Source organism: Pseudomonas arcuscaelestis (assembly GCF_016881005.1).
GTDB classification, from domain to species: Bacteria; Pseudomonadota; Gammaproteobacteria; order Pseudomonadales; family Pseudomonadaceae; genus Aquipseudomonas; species Aquipseudomonas arcuscaelestis.
Genome location: NZ_JACOPV010000005.1, coordinates 104741 through 122918 on the forward strand (window position 1 = coordinate 104741; position 18178 = coordinate 122918).

Annotated in this window: 15 protein-coding genes and 4 tRNA genes; 14 read left to right on the top strand and 5 right to left on the bottom strand. The window is 59.4% G+C overall.

Annotated elements, in window-relative coordinates; genetic code table 11:
- Nucleotides 1-12 precede the first annotated feature (12 nt).
- Complete coding sequence (locus tag H8F21_RS09005; RefSeq protein ID WP_211201992.1) at nucleotides 13-1563, bottom strand: MDR family MFS transporter; 1551 nt, start codon at nucleotides 1561-1563, stop codon at nucleotides 13-15.
- Nucleotides 1553-2602 carry an HlyD family secretion protein gene (locus H8F21_RS09010; protein ID WP_203479144.1) on the bottom strand — a complete coding sequence of 350 codons (1050 nt, stop codon included), beginning with the start codon at nucleotides 2600-2602 and terminating at the stop codon, nucleotides 1553-1555. The genes H8F21_RS09005 and H8F21_RS09010 overlap by 11 nt, the downstream gene beginning before the upstream one ends.
- Before the next feature lie 143 nt (nucleotides 2603-2745).
- Here H8F21_RS09010 and gltX point away from each other — a divergent pair, with 143 nt between their 5' ends.
- From gltX to H8F21_RS09060, 10 genes are all read left to right on the top strand, one after another.
- On the top strand, nucleotides 2746-4227 hold the full coding sequence (gltX, locus tag H8F21_RS09015) for a glutamate--tRNA ligase (RefSeq protein ID WP_203479143.1): 1482 nt from the start codon (nucleotides 2746-2748) through the stop codon (nucleotides 4225-4227).
- Between the two features lie 214 nt (nucleotides 4228-4441).
- Nucleotides 4442-4517, top strand: a tRNA-Ala gene (locus H8F21_RS09020).
- 79 nt (nucleotides 4518-4596) lie between these two features.
- Nucleotides 4597-4672 (top strand) — tRNA-Glu (locus tag H8F21_RS09025).
- A gap of 52 nt (nucleotides 4673-4724) precedes the next feature.
- Nucleotides 4725-4800 (top strand) — tRNA-Ala (locus tag H8F21_RS09030).
- A 44-nt stretch (nucleotides 4801-4844) separates the two neighbouring features.
- Nucleotides 4845-4920 (top strand) — tRNA-Glu (locus H8F21_RS09035).
- Between the two features lie 179 nt (nucleotides 4921-5099).
- Nucleotides 5100-5639: a TetR/AcrR family transcriptional regulator gene (locus H8F21_RS09040; protein WP_203479142.1), complete on the top strand. Its 540-nt coding sequence runs from the start codon at nucleotides 5100-5102 to the stop codon at nucleotides 5637-5639.
- A gap of 27 nt (nucleotides 5640-5666) precedes the next feature.
- Nucleotides 5667-6500, top strand: a complete 834-nt coding sequence (locus H8F21_RS09045; protein WP_203479141.1) for an alpha/beta fold hydrolase — start codon at nucleotides 5667-5669, stop codon at nucleotides 6498-6500.
- 44 nt (nucleotides 6501-6544) lie between these two features.
- Complete coding sequence (locus H8F21_RS09050; protein WP_203479140.1) at nucleotides 6545-6985, top strand: acyl-CoA thioesterase; 441 nt, start codon at nucleotides 6545-6547, stop codon at nucleotides 6983-6985.
- Nucleotides 6986-7034: 49 nt separating this feature from the next.
- Nucleotides 7035-7994: a tRNA dihydrouridine synthase gene (locus H8F21_RS09055; protein WP_203479139.1), complete on the top strand. Its 960-nt coding sequence runs from the start codon at nucleotides 7035-7037 to the stop codon at nucleotides 7992-7994.
- Between the two features lie 116 nt (nucleotides 7995-8110).
- Complete coding sequence (locus H8F21_RS09060; protein WP_136475202.1) at nucleotides 8111-8557, top strand: Hsp20 family protein; 447 nt, start codon at nucleotides 8111-8113, stop codon at nucleotides 8555-8557.
- 106 nt (nucleotides 8558-8663) lie between these two features.
- On the opposite strand, the gene H8F21_RS09065 is transcribed toward H8F21_RS09060, so the two are convergent.
- From H8F21_RS09065 to H8F21_RS09075, 3 genes are all read right to left on the bottom strand, one after another.
- Nucleotides 8664-8804, bottom strand: coding sequence for a hypothetical protein (locus H8F21_RS09065; RefSeq protein WP_203584252.1), 141 nt, complete (start codon nucleotides 8802-8804; stop codon nucleotides 8664-8666).
- Between the two features lie 959 nt (nucleotides 8805-9763).
- Nucleotides 9764-13060 (bottom strand): sensor domain-containing protein, encoded by a 3297-nt coding sequence (locus tag H8F21_RS09070; RefSeq protein ID WP_203584253.1) that lies wholly within the window; start codon nucleotides 13058-13060, stop codon nucleotides 9764-9766.
- A 53-nt stretch (nucleotides 13061-13113) separates the two neighbouring features.
- On the bottom strand, nucleotides 13114-14001 hold the full coding sequence (locus H8F21_RS09075) for a LysR family transcriptional regulator (protein WP_203476922.1): 888 nt from the start codon (nucleotides 13999-14001) through the stop codon (nucleotides 13114-13116).
- A 130-nt stretch (nucleotides 14002-14131) separates the two neighbouring features.
- Between H8F21_RS09075 and leuC the strand changes: the two genes are divergently transcribed.
- The 4 genes from leuC to leuB all read left to right on the top strand — a co-directional run bounded on the left by leuC (nucleotide 14132) and on the right by leuB (nucleotide 18171).
- Complete coding sequence (leuC, locus tag H8F21_RS09080; protein ID WP_203476921.1) at nucleotides 14132-15565, top strand: 3-isopropylmalate dehydratase large subunit; 1434 nt, start codon at nucleotides 14132-14134, stop codon at nucleotides 15563-15565.
- Entirely contained in the window at nucleotides 15562-16206 is a 645-nt protein-coding gene (gene leuD, locus H8F21_RS09085) for a 3-isopropylmalate dehydratase small subunit (RefSeq protein ID WP_203476920.1), read from the top strand. Before leuC ends, leuD begins: the two co-directional genes overlap by 4 nt.
- 63 nt (nucleotides 16207-16269) lie before the next feature.
- The gene (locus H8F21_RS09090; RefSeq protein WP_203476919.1) at nucleotides 16270-17034 is read left to right on the top strand and encodes a class I SAM-dependent methyltransferase; all 765 of its coding nucleotides are present in this window, start codon (nucleotides 16270-16272) and stop codon (nucleotides 17032-17034) included.
- 54 nt (nucleotides 17035-17088) lie between these two features.
- Entirely contained in the window at nucleotides 17089-18171 is a 1083-nt protein-coding gene (gene leuB / locus H8F21_RS09095) for a 3-isopropylmalate dehydrogenase (RefSeq protein ID WP_203476918.1), read from the top strand.
- Nucleotides 18172-18178 lie beyond the last annotated feature (7 nt).

Genomic DNA, 18178 nt, shown 5'->3' on the forward strand with positions numbered 1-18178 from the left:
CCCGCGATTCGCTCAATGCGCTTCCCCAGCCTTCAGCCCCTGCGGCAGTTTGCGCGTCATCATCACTGCGACCATGCTGATCGCAAGTCCAATGCCAACAAAGTGGAAGGCATCGTTGTAGGCCATGATCATGGCTTGCTGGTGGGTGATCTCACTCAGTTTGGCAAGCGCAGCAGTGTCACCGCCCAGGCGCTCCGACAGCAGCGCCAGACGCTCCGCTACGTGTGGATTGCTCGGTACCAGCGCTTCACGCAGGTAATCGAAGTACACCTTGGTCCGTGCATCCAGCAACGTCGCCAGCAAGGCAATGCCAATCGCGCCGCCGAGGTTGCGCAGGATGTTGAACAGGCTTGAAGCAGAGCCTGCATCCTGGGGCAGGATGTAGCTGGTGGCGATCAATGAGATGGTCACCATGATCATCGGTTGGCCAAGGGCGCGGATGATCTGGATATGGTTGAACTGCTCGCCGGCAAAGTCCGGGTTGAGCACCCCGGAGCTGAAACTGGCCAGGCCAAACAACCCAAAACCCACGGTGCAGAGAATCTTTGGCGAGATCACTTTCATCAACTGCGGAACCAGCGGTATCAGGAACAGCTGGGGGATGCCCATCCACATGATCACTTCGCCGATCTGCAGGGCGTTGTAGTTCTGGATTTGCGCCAGGTACAGCGGCAGCAGGTAGATCGAGCCATACAGGCCCACCCCCATCCCCAGGCTGGCAATGCTCGACAGGCCGAAGTTGCGGTTGCCGAGGATGCGCAGATTGATCAGCGGGTTGGGCTTGGAAAACTGCACGATTACGAAGGTGATCAGGCTGATCAGGGCGATGCTGCCGAGACCGACGATCAGGCTCGACTCCAGCCAATCCTTGCGATGACCTTCTTCCAGAAACACCTGCAGGCAGCCCAGGCCGACGCCAAGGGTGACGATGCCGGCATAGTCTGTGCTTTTGAGCAGTTCCCAGTGCGCTTCTTTCTTTTCCAGGCCATACATCAGCCCGCCAATCATCAACAGTCCTGGCGGGATGTTGATGTAGAAGATGTATTCCCAGCCCCAGTTCTCGGTCAGCCAGCCACCCAGAGTCGGGCCTATGGAGGGCGCGAATGTAGCGGTCATGGCGAACATGGCCATGCCCTTGGCACGATGGTGTTCGGGCAGTTTGATCAGGGTCAGGGTGAACGCCAGGGGGATCAGTGCGCCGCCGGTGAAGCCTTGCATGGCACGGAAGATAATCATGCTCTCAAGGTTCCAAGCCATCGAGCACAGCAGCGACGACACCAGGAAACCCAGCGACACCCATACCGCCAGGCGGCGTGCCGACAACAACTGCACCAGCCAGGCCGTCAGCGGGATCATGATGATTTCCGCCACCAGGTAGGAGGTGGAGATCCACGAGCCTTCTTCCAGGGTGGCCGAAAGGGCGCCCTGAATATCCTTGAGCGAGGAATTGGTGATCTGGATGTCCAGTACTGCCATGAACGCGCCAAGCATCACGCTCATCACGGCGATCCAGTCGCGTCGGCTGGGCTCGCCGACGGGACGGATCAGCGAATCACCGGCCATTGTCGGCGCTATCCCGGATATCCACCGTTGCAGTAACTGACATGCCTGGACGGATTCTACCCTGCAATGGGTTGTCCGCAGCGAAGGTCAGCTTCACCGGAATGCGTTGGACCACCTTGGTGAAGTTGCCGGTGGCGTTGTCGGGTGGCAGCAGACTGAACTGTGCGCCAGAGGCGGCAAACAGGCTGTCGACTCGTGCTTGGATTGGAGTATCGGGGTAGCTGTCGAACACCAGTTCGGCTTTTTGCCCGGGCTGCATGTGGCCGATCTGGGTTTCCTTGAAGTTGGCCTGAATCCAGATGGCCTCGTCCGGAACGATCGACAGCAGGTAGGCACCGGCCTGCACCACTTGGCCGTTGCGCGCGGCACGCTGGCCGATCATGCCGCTGATCGGCGCGTGAATTTCACTGCGGGTCAGGTTCAATTCGGCTTGGGCCAGGTCGGCGCGGGCGTTGGCGATTTGTGCATCGAGGCGCTTGATTTCCGCAGTCAGGGCGTTGATCTGCTGGCGCTGGCCTTGCAGGTCGGCCTGGGCCTTGCTCACCTGTGAGCGGGCGACGTTGCTTTCTGCGGACAGCGTGGTTACCCGCTCCTCGGAAACGAAACCAGGCTTGCGCAGGGCCTGGGCACGGTTGAGATCAAGCGCGGCGCGGCCCAGGGTTGCCTGGTTGGCGGCGACTTGAGCCTGGCCTGCAGCAATCAGGCTGGATTGCTGGGTCAGGCGGCTTTCAGCTTGAATGCGCTCGGCTTCACGGGTGTCGAGGGCGGCACGGGCGCGTTCCACTGCCAGGCGAAAATCATCCGGCTCAAGGCGCACCAGTAGATCACCCTTGGCTACATGCTGGTTGTCCTGCACCAGCACTTCATCGATGCGCGCGCTGAGTTGGCTGGATACCCGGGTGATTTCGCCTTGGACATAGGCGTTGTCAGTACTTTCGTAGAAGCGTCCCTTGAAGTACCAGTGGGCCAGAAAGCCGAGGGAGATGAGCAGGACCAGTGTCAGGAAAACCAGCAGACGGCGTTTGAGTTGGGCGGGCATGGGTACTATCGTTCCAAAAATGTAAGCAAATTTAACCGTGTTTGGATCCATTGCCACAAGTGCCGATCACGCCCATTGCTGGAGCCGAGTGCCCGCTCCCTGTTAACATCCTGCCTTTGATTCATCTCTAGTCCGAGACTCCCATGACCACCGTTCGCACGCGTATCGCGCCTTCGCCTACTGGCGATCCCCACGTAGGCACCGCTTATATCGCCTTGTTCAACTACTGCTTTGCCAAACAGCACGGCGGTGAGTTCATCTTGCGTATTGAAGATACCGACCAGTTGCGTTCGACCCGTGAGTCCGAACAGCAGATCTTCGATGCCCTGCGCTGGCTCGGCATCGAGTGGAGCGAAGGTCCGGATGTGGGTGGCCCGCATGGCCCGTACCGCCAGAGCGAGCGCGGTGATATCTACAAGCAGTACGCCCAGCAACTGGTCGATATGGGGCACGCGTTCCCATGCTTCTGCACGGCAGAAGAACTGGACCAGATGCGTGCCGAGCAAATGGCGCGCGGCGAGACCCCACGTTACGACGGCCGTGCCTTGCTGTTGTCGGCTGAAGAAGTACAGCGCCGCCTGGCCGCTGGCGAACCGCACGTTATTCGCATGAAGGTACCGACCGAAGGTGTGTGTGTGGTACCGGACATGCTGCGTGGCGATGTCGAGATTCCATGGGACCGCATGGACATGCAGGTATTGATGAAGACTGACGGCCTGCCGACCTACTTCCTGGCCAACGTGGTCGACGACCACCTGATGGGTATTACGCACGTACTGCGTGGCGAAGAGTGGCTGCCCTCGGCACCCAAGCTGATCAAGCTCTATGAGTACTTCGGTTGGGAGCAGCCAACCCTGTGCTACATGCCGCTGCTGCGTAACCCTGACAAGAGCAAGCTGTCCAAGCGCAAGAACCCGACTTCGGTGACGTTCTACGAGCGCATGGGTTTTATGCCTGAAGCCATGCTCAACTACCTGGGACGCATGGGCTGGTCGATGCCTGACGAGCGGGAAAAGTTCTCCCTGGACGAAATGGTCGAGCATTTCGACCTGTCGCGGGTTTCCCTGGGTGGGCCGATCTTTGACATCGAGAAGCTGTCCTGGCTCAACGGTCAGTGGTTGCGTGAGCTGCCAGTCGAAGAGTTTGCCGCACGGGTTCAGAAGTGGGCGTTCAATAGCGACTACATGATGAAAATCGCCCCGCATGTGCAGGGCAGGGTAGAGACCTTCAGCCAGATCGCTCCGCTGGGCGGCTTCTTCTTTGAAGGCGCGCTGAAGCTCGATGCCAAGCTGTTCGAGCACAAGAAGCTTTCGGCTGATCAGGTTCGCCAGGTTATCCAGTTGATTCTGTGGAAACTGGAAGGCCTGCGCCAGTGGGAAAAAGACCGCATCACCGGTTGCATTCAGGCGGTGGTTGAAGCCCTTGAGCTGAAGCTGCGCGATGCCATGCCGCTGATGTTCGCCGCGATCAGCGGCCAGGCCAGTTCGGTGTCGGTACTCGATGCCATGGAAATCCTTGGCCCGGACCTGACGCGTTATCGCCTGCGTCAGGCCTTGGACTTGCTGGGTGGTGTGTCGAAGAAAGAGAACAAGGAATGGGAAAAGCTGTTGGCTACGATCGCCTGACAGTCTTCGCCAAAGGGCCTGCAATCCCGTAAAACCGGGGTTGTTCCACGCTTTGGACGGTAAGTGTTTGTTATCTCGGAAATTTTTTTAGGGTTTTGTTGAAAATAAATTTGACAGCTCTGTGTTCCGAACTTAATATGCGCCCCGTCCACAGCGATGAACGAAACGAAGCGCGAAGCACCCAGCCAAGCGATTCAGTTCAAAGCGACATAGTGGGGCTATAGCTCAGCTGGGAGAGCGCCTGCATGGCATGCAGGAGGTCAGCGGTTCGATCCCGCTTAGCTCCACCAAATTCCGATTCGTAGTCAGCTAGACTGAATGCGAAGTCAACCGGGCTCCAGCAGTCGGGTTGTGAAGGTAAGAAGGTTCGTCCCCTTCGTCTAGTGGCCTAGGACACCGCCCTTTCACGGCGGTAACAGGGGTTCGAGTCCCCTAGGGGACGCCAGTTTTACACAAGCGATATCGAAAGAGTCGCTGGGCCGCGAGGCTAGAAATCTGGGGCTATAGCTCAGCTGGGAGAGCGCCTGCATGGCATGCAGGAGGTCAGCGGTTCGATCCCGCTTAGCTCCACCAATTTTGCCAGGATTCGTGAAAACGGATCTGTACGAAGGTTACAAGTCCCCTTCGTCTAGTGGCCTAGGACACCGCCCTTTCACGGCGGTAACAGGGGTTCGAGTCCCCTAGGGGACGCCATTTTACCCACTTTGTGGGATTTCAAGGCTCATTCGATTATTGAATGAGCCTTTTGTTTTTTCCTCGAAAAAAGTTCTCCCTCCCTCTTTTTCTTCGGCTCATCACACGTGTTCGGCGAAATCGCTTGCAGAAAAATATTATGAGAATAATATTCTATCCATAATATTTGGAGGCGAGTCATGAACGACAAAAAGGCGAAAACCCGCGAGCGGATTCTCGATGCCGCCTGCAGTGCGCTGATTCAGCAGGGCCCGGCCGAACCGAGCGTCAATCAGGTGATGGGCGCCGCAGGGCTGACCGTCGGGGGCTTTTACGCTCACTTCGATAGCAAGGACGCACTGATGCTCGAAGCCTTCAGTCAGTTGTTGTCGGAGCGCCGTGCCCTGCTTGCCGAGGTAGACCCCGCCATGAGCGGCGAACAGCGCCGTGCCCTGGTGGCGGCGTTCTACCTGTCGCGCAAACATCGGGATGCCACGGAGCGTGCCTGTCCGCTACCGACCGCGCTGGGCGAAATGGCACGCCTGCCGGACGCTTTTCGCCAAGTGCTGGCCGAACACATTGAGTTGATGATGGCAAATCTTGCTGGCAGCCCCGAGGAAGCCGACAAGGTGCTCGCTGACTTGGCGTTGATGGTCGGAGGCTTGGCCCTGGCCCGTGCCTTGGGCACAGATGAGCTGTCTGACCGTATCTTGCGTGCCGCCAAGTCGGCGGTGGTCTGATCGAGCGACAACAACCGGAGTGAAGCGATGGATACCTTGAGCTGGATTCGTGGCGTCAACGGCACCGTTGGGCGGCTGGCACCGGAGCACATTGCCAGCAAGATGCGCCGCGCGTTCATGACCCCGCGAAATTTGCCGCCACGCGCCTGGGAACTACCGCTGCTGGCGAGTGCCGAGCGCATCACCCTGCGATTCGGCCTGTCCGCACTGCGTTGGGGGCAGGGGCCAACGGTGTTGTTGATGCACGGTTGGGAAGGGCGCCCGACACAGTTCGCACACCTGGTGGACACGCTGGTGCAGGCCGGCTATACCGCCGTGGCCCTGGAGGGGCCCGCCCACGGTCATTCACCGGGGCATCAGGCGCATGTAGTGCTGTTCGCTCGGGCGTTGCTTGAGGCGGCGGCAGAGCTGCCACCTTTGAAGGCGGTGATAGGGCACTCCATGGGCGGTTCCAGCGTGATGCTCGCCCTGCAGTGGGGGTTGCGCGCCGACATGGCGGTCAGTGTTGCCGCCCCCGCTCGATTCCTCGGCGTGCTGCGCAACTTTGCCAGGCACTTGGGCATGCCGGCCCGGGCCCGCGCAGCGTTTGTCCGGCAGGTCGAGCGAGATGTCGGCATACCGGTCTCGCGCCTGGATGTCAGTGGTTACCAGCTGGAAATTCCCGCGCTGATCGTGCATGCCGAAGACGACAGCCTGATCCCGGCCAGCGAAGCTCGGCTGATTCACCAGGCGTGGTTCGACAGTCGTTTACTCATGCTGCCTGACGGTGGCCATCAGCGCGTGCTCTCCGATCCGCGACTGATCGAGGGCGTAATGGCTTTGTTGGCGGCTGATCGGGTGCTGGAACGGCAATCGGCTTGAGCATCCGTTACACTCTGCCCGTTCATCACAGAGCTGGAGCGGGCATGAGTTGGGATCTGGCAACACCGTTCATAATCGATCTGCGCGTCGCTGCCGACGATATCGATGGCCTCGGCCACGCCAACAATGCGGTCTACGTTACGTGGCTGGAGCGCTGTGCCTGGCGGCATTCACAGCGCCTGGGCCTGGACCTGGCCGAATACCGGCGTCTGGACCGGGCCATGGCGGTTGTGCGCCACGAGATCGATTACCTGGCAGCGGCGTATGAAGACGACGAGTTGCAATTGGCCACCTGGATCGTTGACTGGGATCAGCGCTTGAAAATGACCCGGCGCTTCCAGCTGGTACGGCCCAGCGACGGCACCACCTTGCTGCGCGCGCAAACCACCTTCGTCTGTATCGAGTTATCCACAGGGCGGCCCAAGCGTATGCCCGGCGAGTTCATCGATGGCTATGGCCCGGCGCTGATGACCGGAACGCTGTAGTACGCGGATTTTGTTAGACTGCCGGCCTTTTTCACCTGAGTAGCAACCCATGCAAATTGCCCTGGCCCCGATGGAGGGGCTGGTCGACAACATCCTTCGCGACGTACTGACCCAAGTGGGCGGTATCGACTGGTGTGTGACCGAGTTCATTCGCGTTTGCGACCGGCTGTTGCCTGCTGCCACCTTCGACAAGCTCGCCCCCGAGCTGGGCCAGGGTGCGCAGACGGCGGCGGGGGTTCCCTTGCGTGTACAGCTGCTTGGCTCCGATCCCGTCTGTCTGGCGGAAAACGCGGTTCTGGCCTGTGAGCTAGGGGCGCCGGTAATCGACCTCAACTTTGGTTGCCCAGCCAAGACGGTGAACAAATCCCGGGGTGGGGCGGTGCTGCTCAAGGAGCCGGAGCTGCTCCACGCCATCCTGCGCGAAGTGCGCCGTGCGGTTCCTGCGCATATTCCGGTAACCGCCAAGATGCGTCTTGGCTTCGACAGCCCTGACGGTGCCCTGGACTGCGCACTTGCACTTGCCGAAGGAGGCGCAGAACAGTTGGTGGTGCACGCGCGGACTAAGGTCGACGGCTACAAGCCGCCGGCGCATTGGGAATGGGTCGCCAAGGTTCAGGACGTGGTCAAGGTGCCGGTGTACGCCAATGGCGAGGTCTGGACCCTTGAAGACTGGCGGCGCTGTCGTGAGGTCAGTGGTGTCGAAGACATCATGCTCGGTCGTGGTTTGGTATCCAGGCCGGACCTGGCCCGGCAGATTGCGGCAGAGCGCGACGGCGTGGCGTTCGTGCCCATGGACTGGCAAAGCCTGCTGCCGCTGATCCAGGACTTCTGGGGCCAGGCCCGGGCACAAATGACACCGCGCCAGGCGCCTGGGCGCTTGAAGCAATGGGTGGCCATGCTGACCCGTACTTACCCGGAGGCCGTGGCGTTGTTCACTGAACTTCGCCGCGAAACCGACTGCGATCGGGTTGGGCAGTTGATAGGTGTGCCGGTCAGTGAGGCGGCCTGAAAAAAATTTTTGTCGGGTTGCTTGAAAAGCAGGAGAGGGTCCTTATCTAAGGAGTACGCGATGCCGAAGTCGGGTCGCGGGACTAAACAACCTCGCTGATTTTCAGGAGATGTACCATGACTACTGCTTTTTCTCTGGCTCCACTGTTCCGTCATTCCGTAGGCTTCGACCGTTTCAACGACCTGTTCGAATCTGCGGCGCGTAACGAGGCGGGTAGCAGCTACCCACCCTACAACGTTGAAAAACATGGCGAAGACCACTATCGAATTGTTGTTGCTGCAGCAGGTTTCCAGGAACAAGACCTCGACCTGCAAGTGGAAAAAGGCGTCCTGACCGTCACTGGCGGCAAGCGTGACAGTAACACTGAAAGCGTTACCTACTTGCATCAGGGCATTGCCCAGCGGGCGTTCAAGTTGTCCTTCCGCCTGGCCGACCATATAGAGGTCAAGGCTGCCGGACTGTCTAACGGCCTGCTCAGCATCGACCTGTTGCGCATCGTACCGGAAGAGGCCAAGGCCAAGCGTATCCCGATCAACGGCGATAGCCAGCCTGCACTGAACTGAGTACGGCACTGCAAAAAAGGGCACCTTCGGGTGCCCTTTTTTATGGTTCACGAAATCCCGGCTAGAAATCGTGCCGAAAGTGTCCACCATGTCTCCGTACACGTGTCTACCATGTGTCCGGTCCATACAGTAGGTAGAAGCACAGCAGCGGCAACGGCAACAGCAACAGCAACAGCAACAGCAACAGCAACAGCAACAGCGAGGCGCTGGTGTGCCGCTTTTGATGTTGATCTAGTTTTTCGTACATCGCCAGTTCAGACACCCTGGATCGTCCCTTCAGTAGGCTGAGTGTAGGTATTGCGTAGTCGGGTGCAGGCCATGGATGGCCTGCGAGCACCGTAGGGCCAGGACGGCCCTTCGGTGCGGTCCCGACGGGAGCAATGCCGGAGCGAGGGGACCCGGAGCGCAGCGCAGGGCCGGATGCAGGGACAGACGGTTTTGATTCCTTTTGCCAAGACAAAAGGAATGCGCCGTAAGGGCGCAAAGGTGACTCCAAACCTCCGATGCCAATGGATCAGCACCTGGGTGTATGTGTCACTGACTACGCACCGGGCCTGCTAGCGGGTGAGCACCGGAATGTGGCTCGAGTGGCGATGGGCATATCCATTTGATGCAGTGGCACCACTGGCTGGTTTCGCCCTTACGGCGACCCACTTTTGTCGGGGCAAAAGTGGGCATGGGCCTGTCCCTGCATCCGGCCCTACGCTGCGCTCCGGGTTCCCTCATTCCACCCTTGCTCCCGCGGGGACCGCGCCGAAGGGCCGTCCTGGCCCTGCGGCGCTCGCCGGCCATCCATGGCCGTCGCCCCACTACGCAAGGGTTCCATTCGGCCTACTGAAGGGACGATTTGTGGCGTCTGCACGATTTGTGTAGGTAGAAGCACAGCAGCGGCAACTGCAACAGCAACAGCGAGGCGCTGGTGTGCCGCTTTTGATGTTGATCTAGTTTTTCGTACATCGCCAGTTCGCCGTAAGGGCGCAAAGGTGATTCGAAACCGCCCACGCCAATGGATCAGCACCTGGCTGTATGCGTCACTGACTACGCACCGGGCCTGCTAGCGGGCGAGCACCGGAATGTGGCTCACGTGTTGATGAGCATATCGGTTTGATTGAATAAACCTGACTACGGACGATAGTGTGTGCTTGTCCAGATCCTGAAACCTCCCCCGGCAGGGCGGCCTTGCCCCCGCCACCGCTATTCAAGCAGTCAACTGTCTGCAGGCGCCTCTAGCAGCAAGCTGCGAAACTCACTCAGTGGCAGTGGTCGGCTGTGCAAATACCCCTGATACAGAAAGCATCCCTGACGTTCCAGAAATTCCAGCTGCTCCGACTGCTCCACGCCTTCGGCAATCACCGCCAGATCCAGGCTGCGCGCCATGGCCACGATAGCCCGGACGATTTCTGCATCGTTGGGGTCCTGCGGGGCGTCGCGCACGAACGACTGGTCGATCTTCAATGCGTCTACCGGCAGGCGCTTGAGGTAGGTCAATGACGAGTACCCAGTACCGAAATCATCCATGGCAAAGCTCACCCCGTAGCGCTTGAGCTCGCGCATCTTGTTGATCGTGTCCTCCAGGTTCTGGATAACGATACCTTCGGTGATCTCCAGCTTGAGCATTTTGTAGGGCAGCCCGAAGTCGTCGAGGCTGCGCAGGACTCGCTCGACAAAGTCATTCTGGCGAAATTGGCGGGGGCTGATGTTTACACACAGACTGAAGTCTTCGGCGTCGATCAAGCGGTCGCGCAACATGCCTGCGCAGGCATCGCAGGCTTCGTCGAGTATCCAGCTTCCCACCTCCAGAATCAGGCCGCTTTCTTCCAGCACCTGGATGAACTGCGACGGCGGTTGTTGGCCCAGTTGTGGGTGATGCCAGCGAAGCAATACTTCGGCGCCGACAATGCGATTGTCGCGGGCATCGACCTGGGGCTGGAAATGCAAGGTCAGTTCGCCGCGAGCCAGTGCCAGGCGCAGGTCACTTTCCATGCGCAAACGCTCACTGGCAGCCTTTTGCATACTGGCATGGAACAACTGAGTGGTGTTGCGCCCGGAGTCCTTGGCGCGATACAGGGCAATGTCGGCGCGTTTGAGCAGATCGGCCGGAGTCGAGCCGTGATCGGGAATCAGCGCCACGCCGATACTGGGGGTCACCTGGAGGCGTTGACCATCCAGGAACATGGGCTCGGCCAGTAACTCGCGAAGGGTATCTGCCAGCTCGCGAACTTTGTCCGTAACCTCGTCGCGACTGCCTTCCAGGCCGCTGAGCAGCACCACGAATTCGTCGCCACCCAGGCGTGCCACGGTGTCTTCCAGGCGTACGCTGGCCTCCAGGCGTGCGGTGATGATTTTCAGCACCGTGTCACCCACTGGATGGCCAAGGGAGTCGTTGATGTGCTTGAAGTGGTCAAGATCGAGGAACAACAGCGCGCCGCGCAAGTTGTGGCGCTTGAGCAGGGCGATCTGCTGGCTCAGGCGGTCCATCAGCAACGCGCGGTTGGGCAAATTGGTCAGCGGATCATGGTAGGCAAGGTGACGGATCTGCGCCTGGGCATTCTTGAGTTGGCTGACGTCACGAGCGGTCAGTAGCAGGCACTGCGTTTCGTTGAGGGTAATCGGTTCGATCGAAACCTCGACAGTAAGGATGTCGCCACCCTTGTGACGCCCGAGCATTTCCCGGTGGTGTACCCGGCCTTTCTCCATGAACTCGGCGATCAGTACGGCACGCTGCTTTTCGTCCGCCCAGATGCCAATGTCGTACACGGAGCGTCCGATCACTTCGTGGGTACTGTAGCCGGTAAGCCGGCAAAAACCGTCGTTGACCTCCAGATAGCGACCACTTTCGAGTTCGGTAATGGTGATGGCATCGGGGCTGGAGTGAAATGCCTTGGCAAACTTTTCCTCGCTGGCTTTGAGAGCGGCCTCGGCCCGTTGCTGCTGGGTAATGTCACGCAGGGTGGTGACGCTGCAGGGCTGTTCGTCGACGGTGATCAAACGACTGGAAATGACACAGGTCAGGGGCTGCCCGTCTTTGTGGTTGATCGCTACCGCGACGTTATTCAGGGCCTCGTCACGAATGACCTGTTCGATACGCCGTGCACGCTCGGCCGATTCTGCCCACAAGCCGATTTCCTCGGCGGTATGGTTGAGCACATCGGCGGCATTCCAGCCGAAGGTCTGGGTAAACGCAGGATTGATTTCGATGAACTGGCCGCTGTCCTGTCGCGTCACGCAGATGGGGTCGGGGCTGGCCTGGAACAGGCTGGCGAACTTTTCTTCCGAACTGGTCAGGCGTTGTTCGCGCTCTACCTGGTCGGTGATGTCGAGTAGGGTGCCGGCCATGCGCAGTGGATTGCCCTGCGGGTCGCGGTACAAGCGCGCGCGGCTTTCGATATAGCGCGAGGTGCCGTTTTCCAGCTGGATCCGGTAGGTGATCTGGTAGTTGCCGGCTGGACCTTCGCGCAGACTGCGGTAGGCCTTGCGCATGGTATTGCGCTCTTGCTCCGGCACACCTTCGAAAAATGCGTCGAAGGACTCGTGGAACGGTTCCGGGTCCAGGCCGTGCAACTCGGCGGCGCGTGCCGAGCCATACAGCATACCGCTGGGAATATGCCAGTCCCAGGTACCCATCTGGGCTGAGTCCAGGGCCAGGTCCAGGCGCTCCTGGCTGTCTTTGAGGGCCTGCTCGCCACGTTTGCGTTCACTGGTGTCAACGAAGGTGCTGAGCAGGTAGACAGTGCCTTGCAGCTCGATGCTCTGAGTGCTGAGGATGCCGTCGTGGATCTTGCCATTGCTGGCACAAAATTGTACTTCCAGGGTTGCCGGGCCGTGGCTGTTGCGCGTTGCCTCAAGCACGCTGTGGCGTTGCAGGGGGTTGGCCCACAGGCCGATTTCGATAGTGGTCCGGTTGATAACCTGCGCACCGGACCAGCCGAGCGTTTGCTCGAAATGCTGGTTGACCTCATAGATCAGGCCGTCGGATCGGCGGGTCAGCAGCACCACGTTCGGACTCAAGTGAAACAGGGTGGCAAAGCGCTTTTCCGAGTTGATCAGGGCGGTTTCGCGCTCACGCTGGCGGGTTATCTCACGAATCACACCAATCATCTGTGGACGTCCGTGCTTGTCCTTGGCCAGGCTGCCATTGATTTCTAGCCAGTGCATGCTGCCATCTGGCCAGCGAATACGGTGGCGCAGGGCTTGCTCGACCGGTTCGCCATTGAGAACCGCATTGAAGGCTTGCAGCGTGCGGGCGCGGTCTTCCACCGGCAACAGATCGAGATAGTCCAGGTCATTGGGCAAGGGTTGCTGAGGGTCGAAGCCAAACAACGCCTGGGTGCCTCGCGACCAACTGATCTGGCCTGTCTCGACATCCCAGAACCAGGCGCCCAGGCGCGCACCGTTCAACGCCGCCAGTAGTTGCGGTGCATTTTCCCAGGTCTGCTCCAACGCCTGGGGGTCTGCCGCATGGATGCGTGGCAGGCGCGGAAAGCGGTTTGCTGATTTGGGCATCGAGACCAGACCTTTGGCGGTGGCACGTCCTTGAGTGTCATTCTGAGCGGCTATTACCGGACGTCAGCGCTGCCTGCATGATTGTCGAGCAGGGCCATAAAGGCTTTCGCCGCATTCGATAGCGTTCGCTCAGTGTGCAAAATGTAGCCTAGTTGGCGCGTTAGCTGTATGCCCGGCAAAGCGATAGGCGCGACTTGCTCGTCGAGCATAGTTCGCGGCAGCACACTCCAGGCCAGGCCAATGGAAACCATCATTTTTATGGTTTCCAGGTAGTTGGTACTCATGGCGATGTTGGGCGTTAGCCCCTGGGCTTCGAACAGGCGCTGGACAATGTGATGGGTGAAGGTGTTGCCGCCGGGAAATACCGCGGGAAGGTGGGCAATGTCTGCCAGTTTGACCGCAGTGTTTCGGGCCAGCGGGTGTTCGGGGGCGGCGACGAAATCCAGCGGGTCGTCCCACACCGGCACCGCGCGAACCAGATGGTGGGGTTCCGGGGCAAGCGTGATCACGGCAATTTCGGCGCGACCATGGAGAATCTCTTCGTATGCCACTTCTGAATCGAGAAACTGGATATCCAATGCCACTGCCGGATATTGTCGGGTAAAGGCCCGCAACAGGGGTGGCAGGCGGTGCAGGCCAATATGGTGACTGGTAGCCAGGGTCAGCCGCCCGCTGACTTCACCGGTGAGGTTGGTCAAGGCCCGGCGGGTGTCGTCCAGCACATTGAGAATCTGGTAGGCACGCGGGAGCAGGGCGCGGCCAGCTTCAGTCAGGTTCACCTCGCGACCCAGGCGATCGAACAGGCGCACATCCAGTTGTTGCTCAAGCCCGGCAATGCGTTTGCTGATTGCCGGCTGCGTCAGGTGTAGGCGTTCGCCTGCTCCAGAGAAGCTGCCGGTTTCAGCAATGGCAATGAAGGCGTTGAGATTGGCCAGGTCCAAAACTCGGATTCCTTTTGGTTATCCAAACTATAAAAATTATGAATTTGAGTTATTCAATCTAACCTCATAGCATCGTCCGTACAAGCCAAGTGGTTATTGGCATAGAAAGACGCTGATGAGGAAACGTCTGATGGCCGGCAAAACGCTCTACGACAAGCTCTGGGATTCGCATTTGGTCAAACAGCGCGACGATGGTTCGGCGCTGATCTACATCGACCGTCACATCATTCACGAAGTGACGTCGCCGCAAGCCTTCGAAGGCCTGCGCTTGGCCAAACGCAAACCTTGGCGCATCGATGCCAACATCGCCACGCCTGATCACAACGTGCCCACCACCCCTGAGCGCAAGGGCGGAATCGACGCCATCGTCGATCAGGTCTCGCGCCTGCAGGTGCAGACCCTCGACGAGAACTGCGACGAGTATGGCATCACCGAATTCAAGATGAATGATGTGCGTCAGGGCATCGTTCACGTCATTGGCCCGGAGCAGGGCGCAACCTTGCCAGGCATGACCGTGGTCTGCGGCGACTCGCATACCTCCACGCACGGTGCCTTTGGCGCGCTGGCCCATGGCATCGGTACTTCGGAAGTCGAGCATGTACTCGCTACCCAGTGCCTGGTTGCGAAAAAGATGAAGAACATGCTGGTGCGGGTTGAAGGCCAGCTGCCATTTGGCGTGACTGCCAAAGACATCGTACTGGCGGTGATTGGCAAGATCGGCACCGCCGGTGGCAACGGTCATGCGATGGAGTTTGCCGGTAGCGCGATTCGCGACCTGTCCGTCGAAGGCCGCATGACCATTTGCAACATGTCCATCGAAGCCGGTGCCCGTGTAGGTCTGGTTGCGACCGACGAAAAAACTGTTGCCTACGTCAAAGGCCGTCCTTACGCGCCAAAAGGCGAGCAATGGGATCAGGCTGTCGCCGCTTGGAAAGACCTGGTTTCCGATGCCGATGCCGTGTTCGATACGGTGATCGAGTTGGACGCCGCACAGATCAAGCCGCAAGTCAGCTGGGGTACTTCGCCGGAAATGGTCCTGGCGGTTGATCAGCGCGTTCCCGATCCGGCCGCCGAGGCCGATCTGGTCAAGCGTGGCTCGATCGAGCGCGCCTTGAAGTACATGGGTTTGAGCGCCAACCAGGCGATCACCGACATTCAGTTGGATCGCGTCTTCATTGGCTCATGCACCAACTCGCGGATCGAAGATCTGCGCGCTGCTGCCGAAATTGCCAAAGGTCGCAAGGTTGCCTCGACGGTCAAACAAGCCATCGTCGTGCCTGGCTCGGGCCTGGTCAAAGCCCAGGCTGAGAAAGAAGGCCTGGACAAGATTTTCCTCGAAGCTGGTTTCGAGTGGCGTGAGCCAGGTTGCTCCATGTGCCTGGCAATGAACCCGGACCGCCTGGAGAGTGGCGAGCATTGTGCTTCCACCTCCAACCGCAACTTCGAAGGCCGTCAGGGCGCGGGTGGTCGTACCCATCTGGTGAGCCCGGCGATGGCCGCCGCCGCCGCGGTAACCGGTCGTTTTGTAGACGTACGCGAGTTGATTCAAGGGAGCGCAGCATGAAAGCCTTTACCCAGCACACCGGCCTCGTCGCGCCTTTGGACCGTGCCAACGTCGACACCGACCAGATTATTCCCAAGCAGTTCTTGAAATCGATCAAGCGCACCGGCTTTGGCCCGAACCTGTTCGATGAATGGCGTTACCTGGATGTGGGCCAGCCCTATCAGGACAACAGCAAGCGTCCGCAAAATCCGGACTTCGTTCTCAACCATGAGCGCTACCAGGGTGCCAGCGTACTGCTTGCCCGTGAGAACTTCGGTTGTGGTTCGAGCCGCGAGCACGCGCCGTGGGCCCTTGAAGAGTACGGTTTCCGCAGCATTATTGCGCCAAGCTATGCCGACATTTTCTTCAACAACAGCTTCAAGAATGGCCTGTTGCCAATCATCCTCAGCGATGAGGAAGTGGACGCGTTGTTCAAGCAGGTGGAGGCCGATCCTGGCTATCAGTTGACCATCGACTTGCAGGCACAAACCGTCACCCGTCCCGATGGCAAGGTACTGAGCTTTGAAGTCGATGCGTTTCGCAAGCACTGCCTGTTGAACGGCCTGGATGACATTGGTTTGACCTTGCAGGATGCCGATGCAATTGCCACCTTCGAAGCCAAGCATCGCGCCAGTCAGCCCTGGTTGTTTCGTGACGTTTGATTGAGCCATTGCCGGGCAAGCCCACCCCCACAAAGATTGCTGTGGGGGTTTAAGGAGATGCACATGACCAGCAGCACCCATACCGATGTTGTCCAGCGCCAGTTCGGCGAGCAGGCCAATGCCTACCTGAGCAGTGCAGTGCACGCCCAGGGCAGCGAGTTTGCCTTGTTGCAGGCGGAGCTCGCCGGGCAAGGTCGCGCGCGCTTGCTGGACTTGGGGTGTGGGGCTGGGCATGTGAGTTTTCACGTAGCGCCGCTGGTGCGTGAAGTGGTGGCCTACGACCTGTCACAGCAAATGCTCGATGTGGTCGCGGCGACTGCTGCCGAGCGGCGCTTGGAGAATATCGTCACCGAGTGCGGTGTTGCCGAGCGCCTGCCGTTTGCCGATGCCAGCTTCGACTACGTCTTCAGCCGCTATTCGGCGCACCACTGGAGCGACCTGGGGTTGGCCCTGCGCGAAGTGCGCCGGGTACTCAAGCCAGGTGGCGTGGCGGCCTTCATCGATGTGATTTCGCCAGGCAGCCCATTGCTCGACACGTATCTGCAAAGCGTTGAGGTCCTGCGTGATACCAGCCATGTGCGCGATTATTCGGCGGCGCAGTGGCTGCAGCAAATCAGTGAGGCCGGCTTGGCTGCGCGCAGCCACACGCGCCAGCGTTTGCGTCTTGAGTACAGCTCGTGGGTCGAGCGTATGCGCACCCCACAAGTAATGCGTGACGCAATACGCCATTTGCAGCAGGCGATGGGCGAAGAAGTACGGCAGTATTACCAGATTGAAGCCGACGGCTCGTTCAGCACCGATGTGCTGGTGCTGTGGGCAGAGCGCTGATTTATTTCCGGCAGGCCAGTACGGCGTGTCGCTTGATTCGAACAAGAGGAACCCATGAGCAAGCAGATTCTGATTCTCCCTGGTGATGGTATTGGTCCGGAAATCATGGCCGAGGCGGTCAAGGTGCTGGAGCTGGCCAACGATAAGTTCCAGCTTGGTTTCAGCCTGTCTCACGACGTGATCGGTGGTGCTGCCATCGACAAGCATGGCGTGCCGCTCGCCGATGAGACCCTGGAGCGTGCGCGCCAGGCCGACGCGGTATTGCTCGGTGCTGTGGGTGGGCCAAAGTGGGACAAGATCGAGCGTGACATTCGCCCTGAGCGCGGCCTGTTGAAGATCCGTTCGCAGTTGGAGCTGTTTGCCAACCTGCGCCCAGCCATTCTTTATCCTCAATTGGCCGATGCGTCTTCGCTCAAGCCAGAGATCGTTTCCGGCCTGGACATTCTCATCGTCCGCGAGCTGACTGGGGGTATCTACTTCGGCGCACCACGGGGCACCCGCGAGCTGGAAGGCGGTGAACGTCAGTCCTACGACACCCTGCCTTACAGCGAGAGCGAAATCCGCCGTATTGCCCGTGTCGGTTTCGACATGGCCCGTGTACGCGGCAAGAAACTCTGCTCGGTGGACAAGGCCAACGTCTTGGCCTCCAGCCAGTTGTGGCGCGAAATCGTCGAAGAAGTGGCCAAGGACTACGCGGATGTAGAACTCAGCCACATGTACGTCGATAACGCCGCCATGCAACTGGTGCGCGCACCCAAGCAGTTCGACGTCATGGTCACCGACAACATGTTTGGTGACATCCTGTCGGATGAAGCTTCCATGCTCACCGGCTCCATTGGCATGCTGCCGTCAGCGTCCCTGGATGCCAACAACAAAGGCATGTACGAGCCGTGCCACGGCTCTGCGCCAGACATCGCCGGACAAGGCATCGCCAACCCACTGGCAACCATTTTGTCGGTGTCGATGATGTTGCGTTACAGCTTTAATCAACAGGCGGCAGCCCAAGCAATTGAAACGGCCGTCAGCCTGGTGCTGGATAAGGGGCTGCGCACGGGCGACATCTGGTCGGCCGGTTGCAGCAAGGTAGGTACGCAGGAAATGGGCGACGCAGTAGTCGCAGCGCTGCGGAATCTGTAATCTCTCG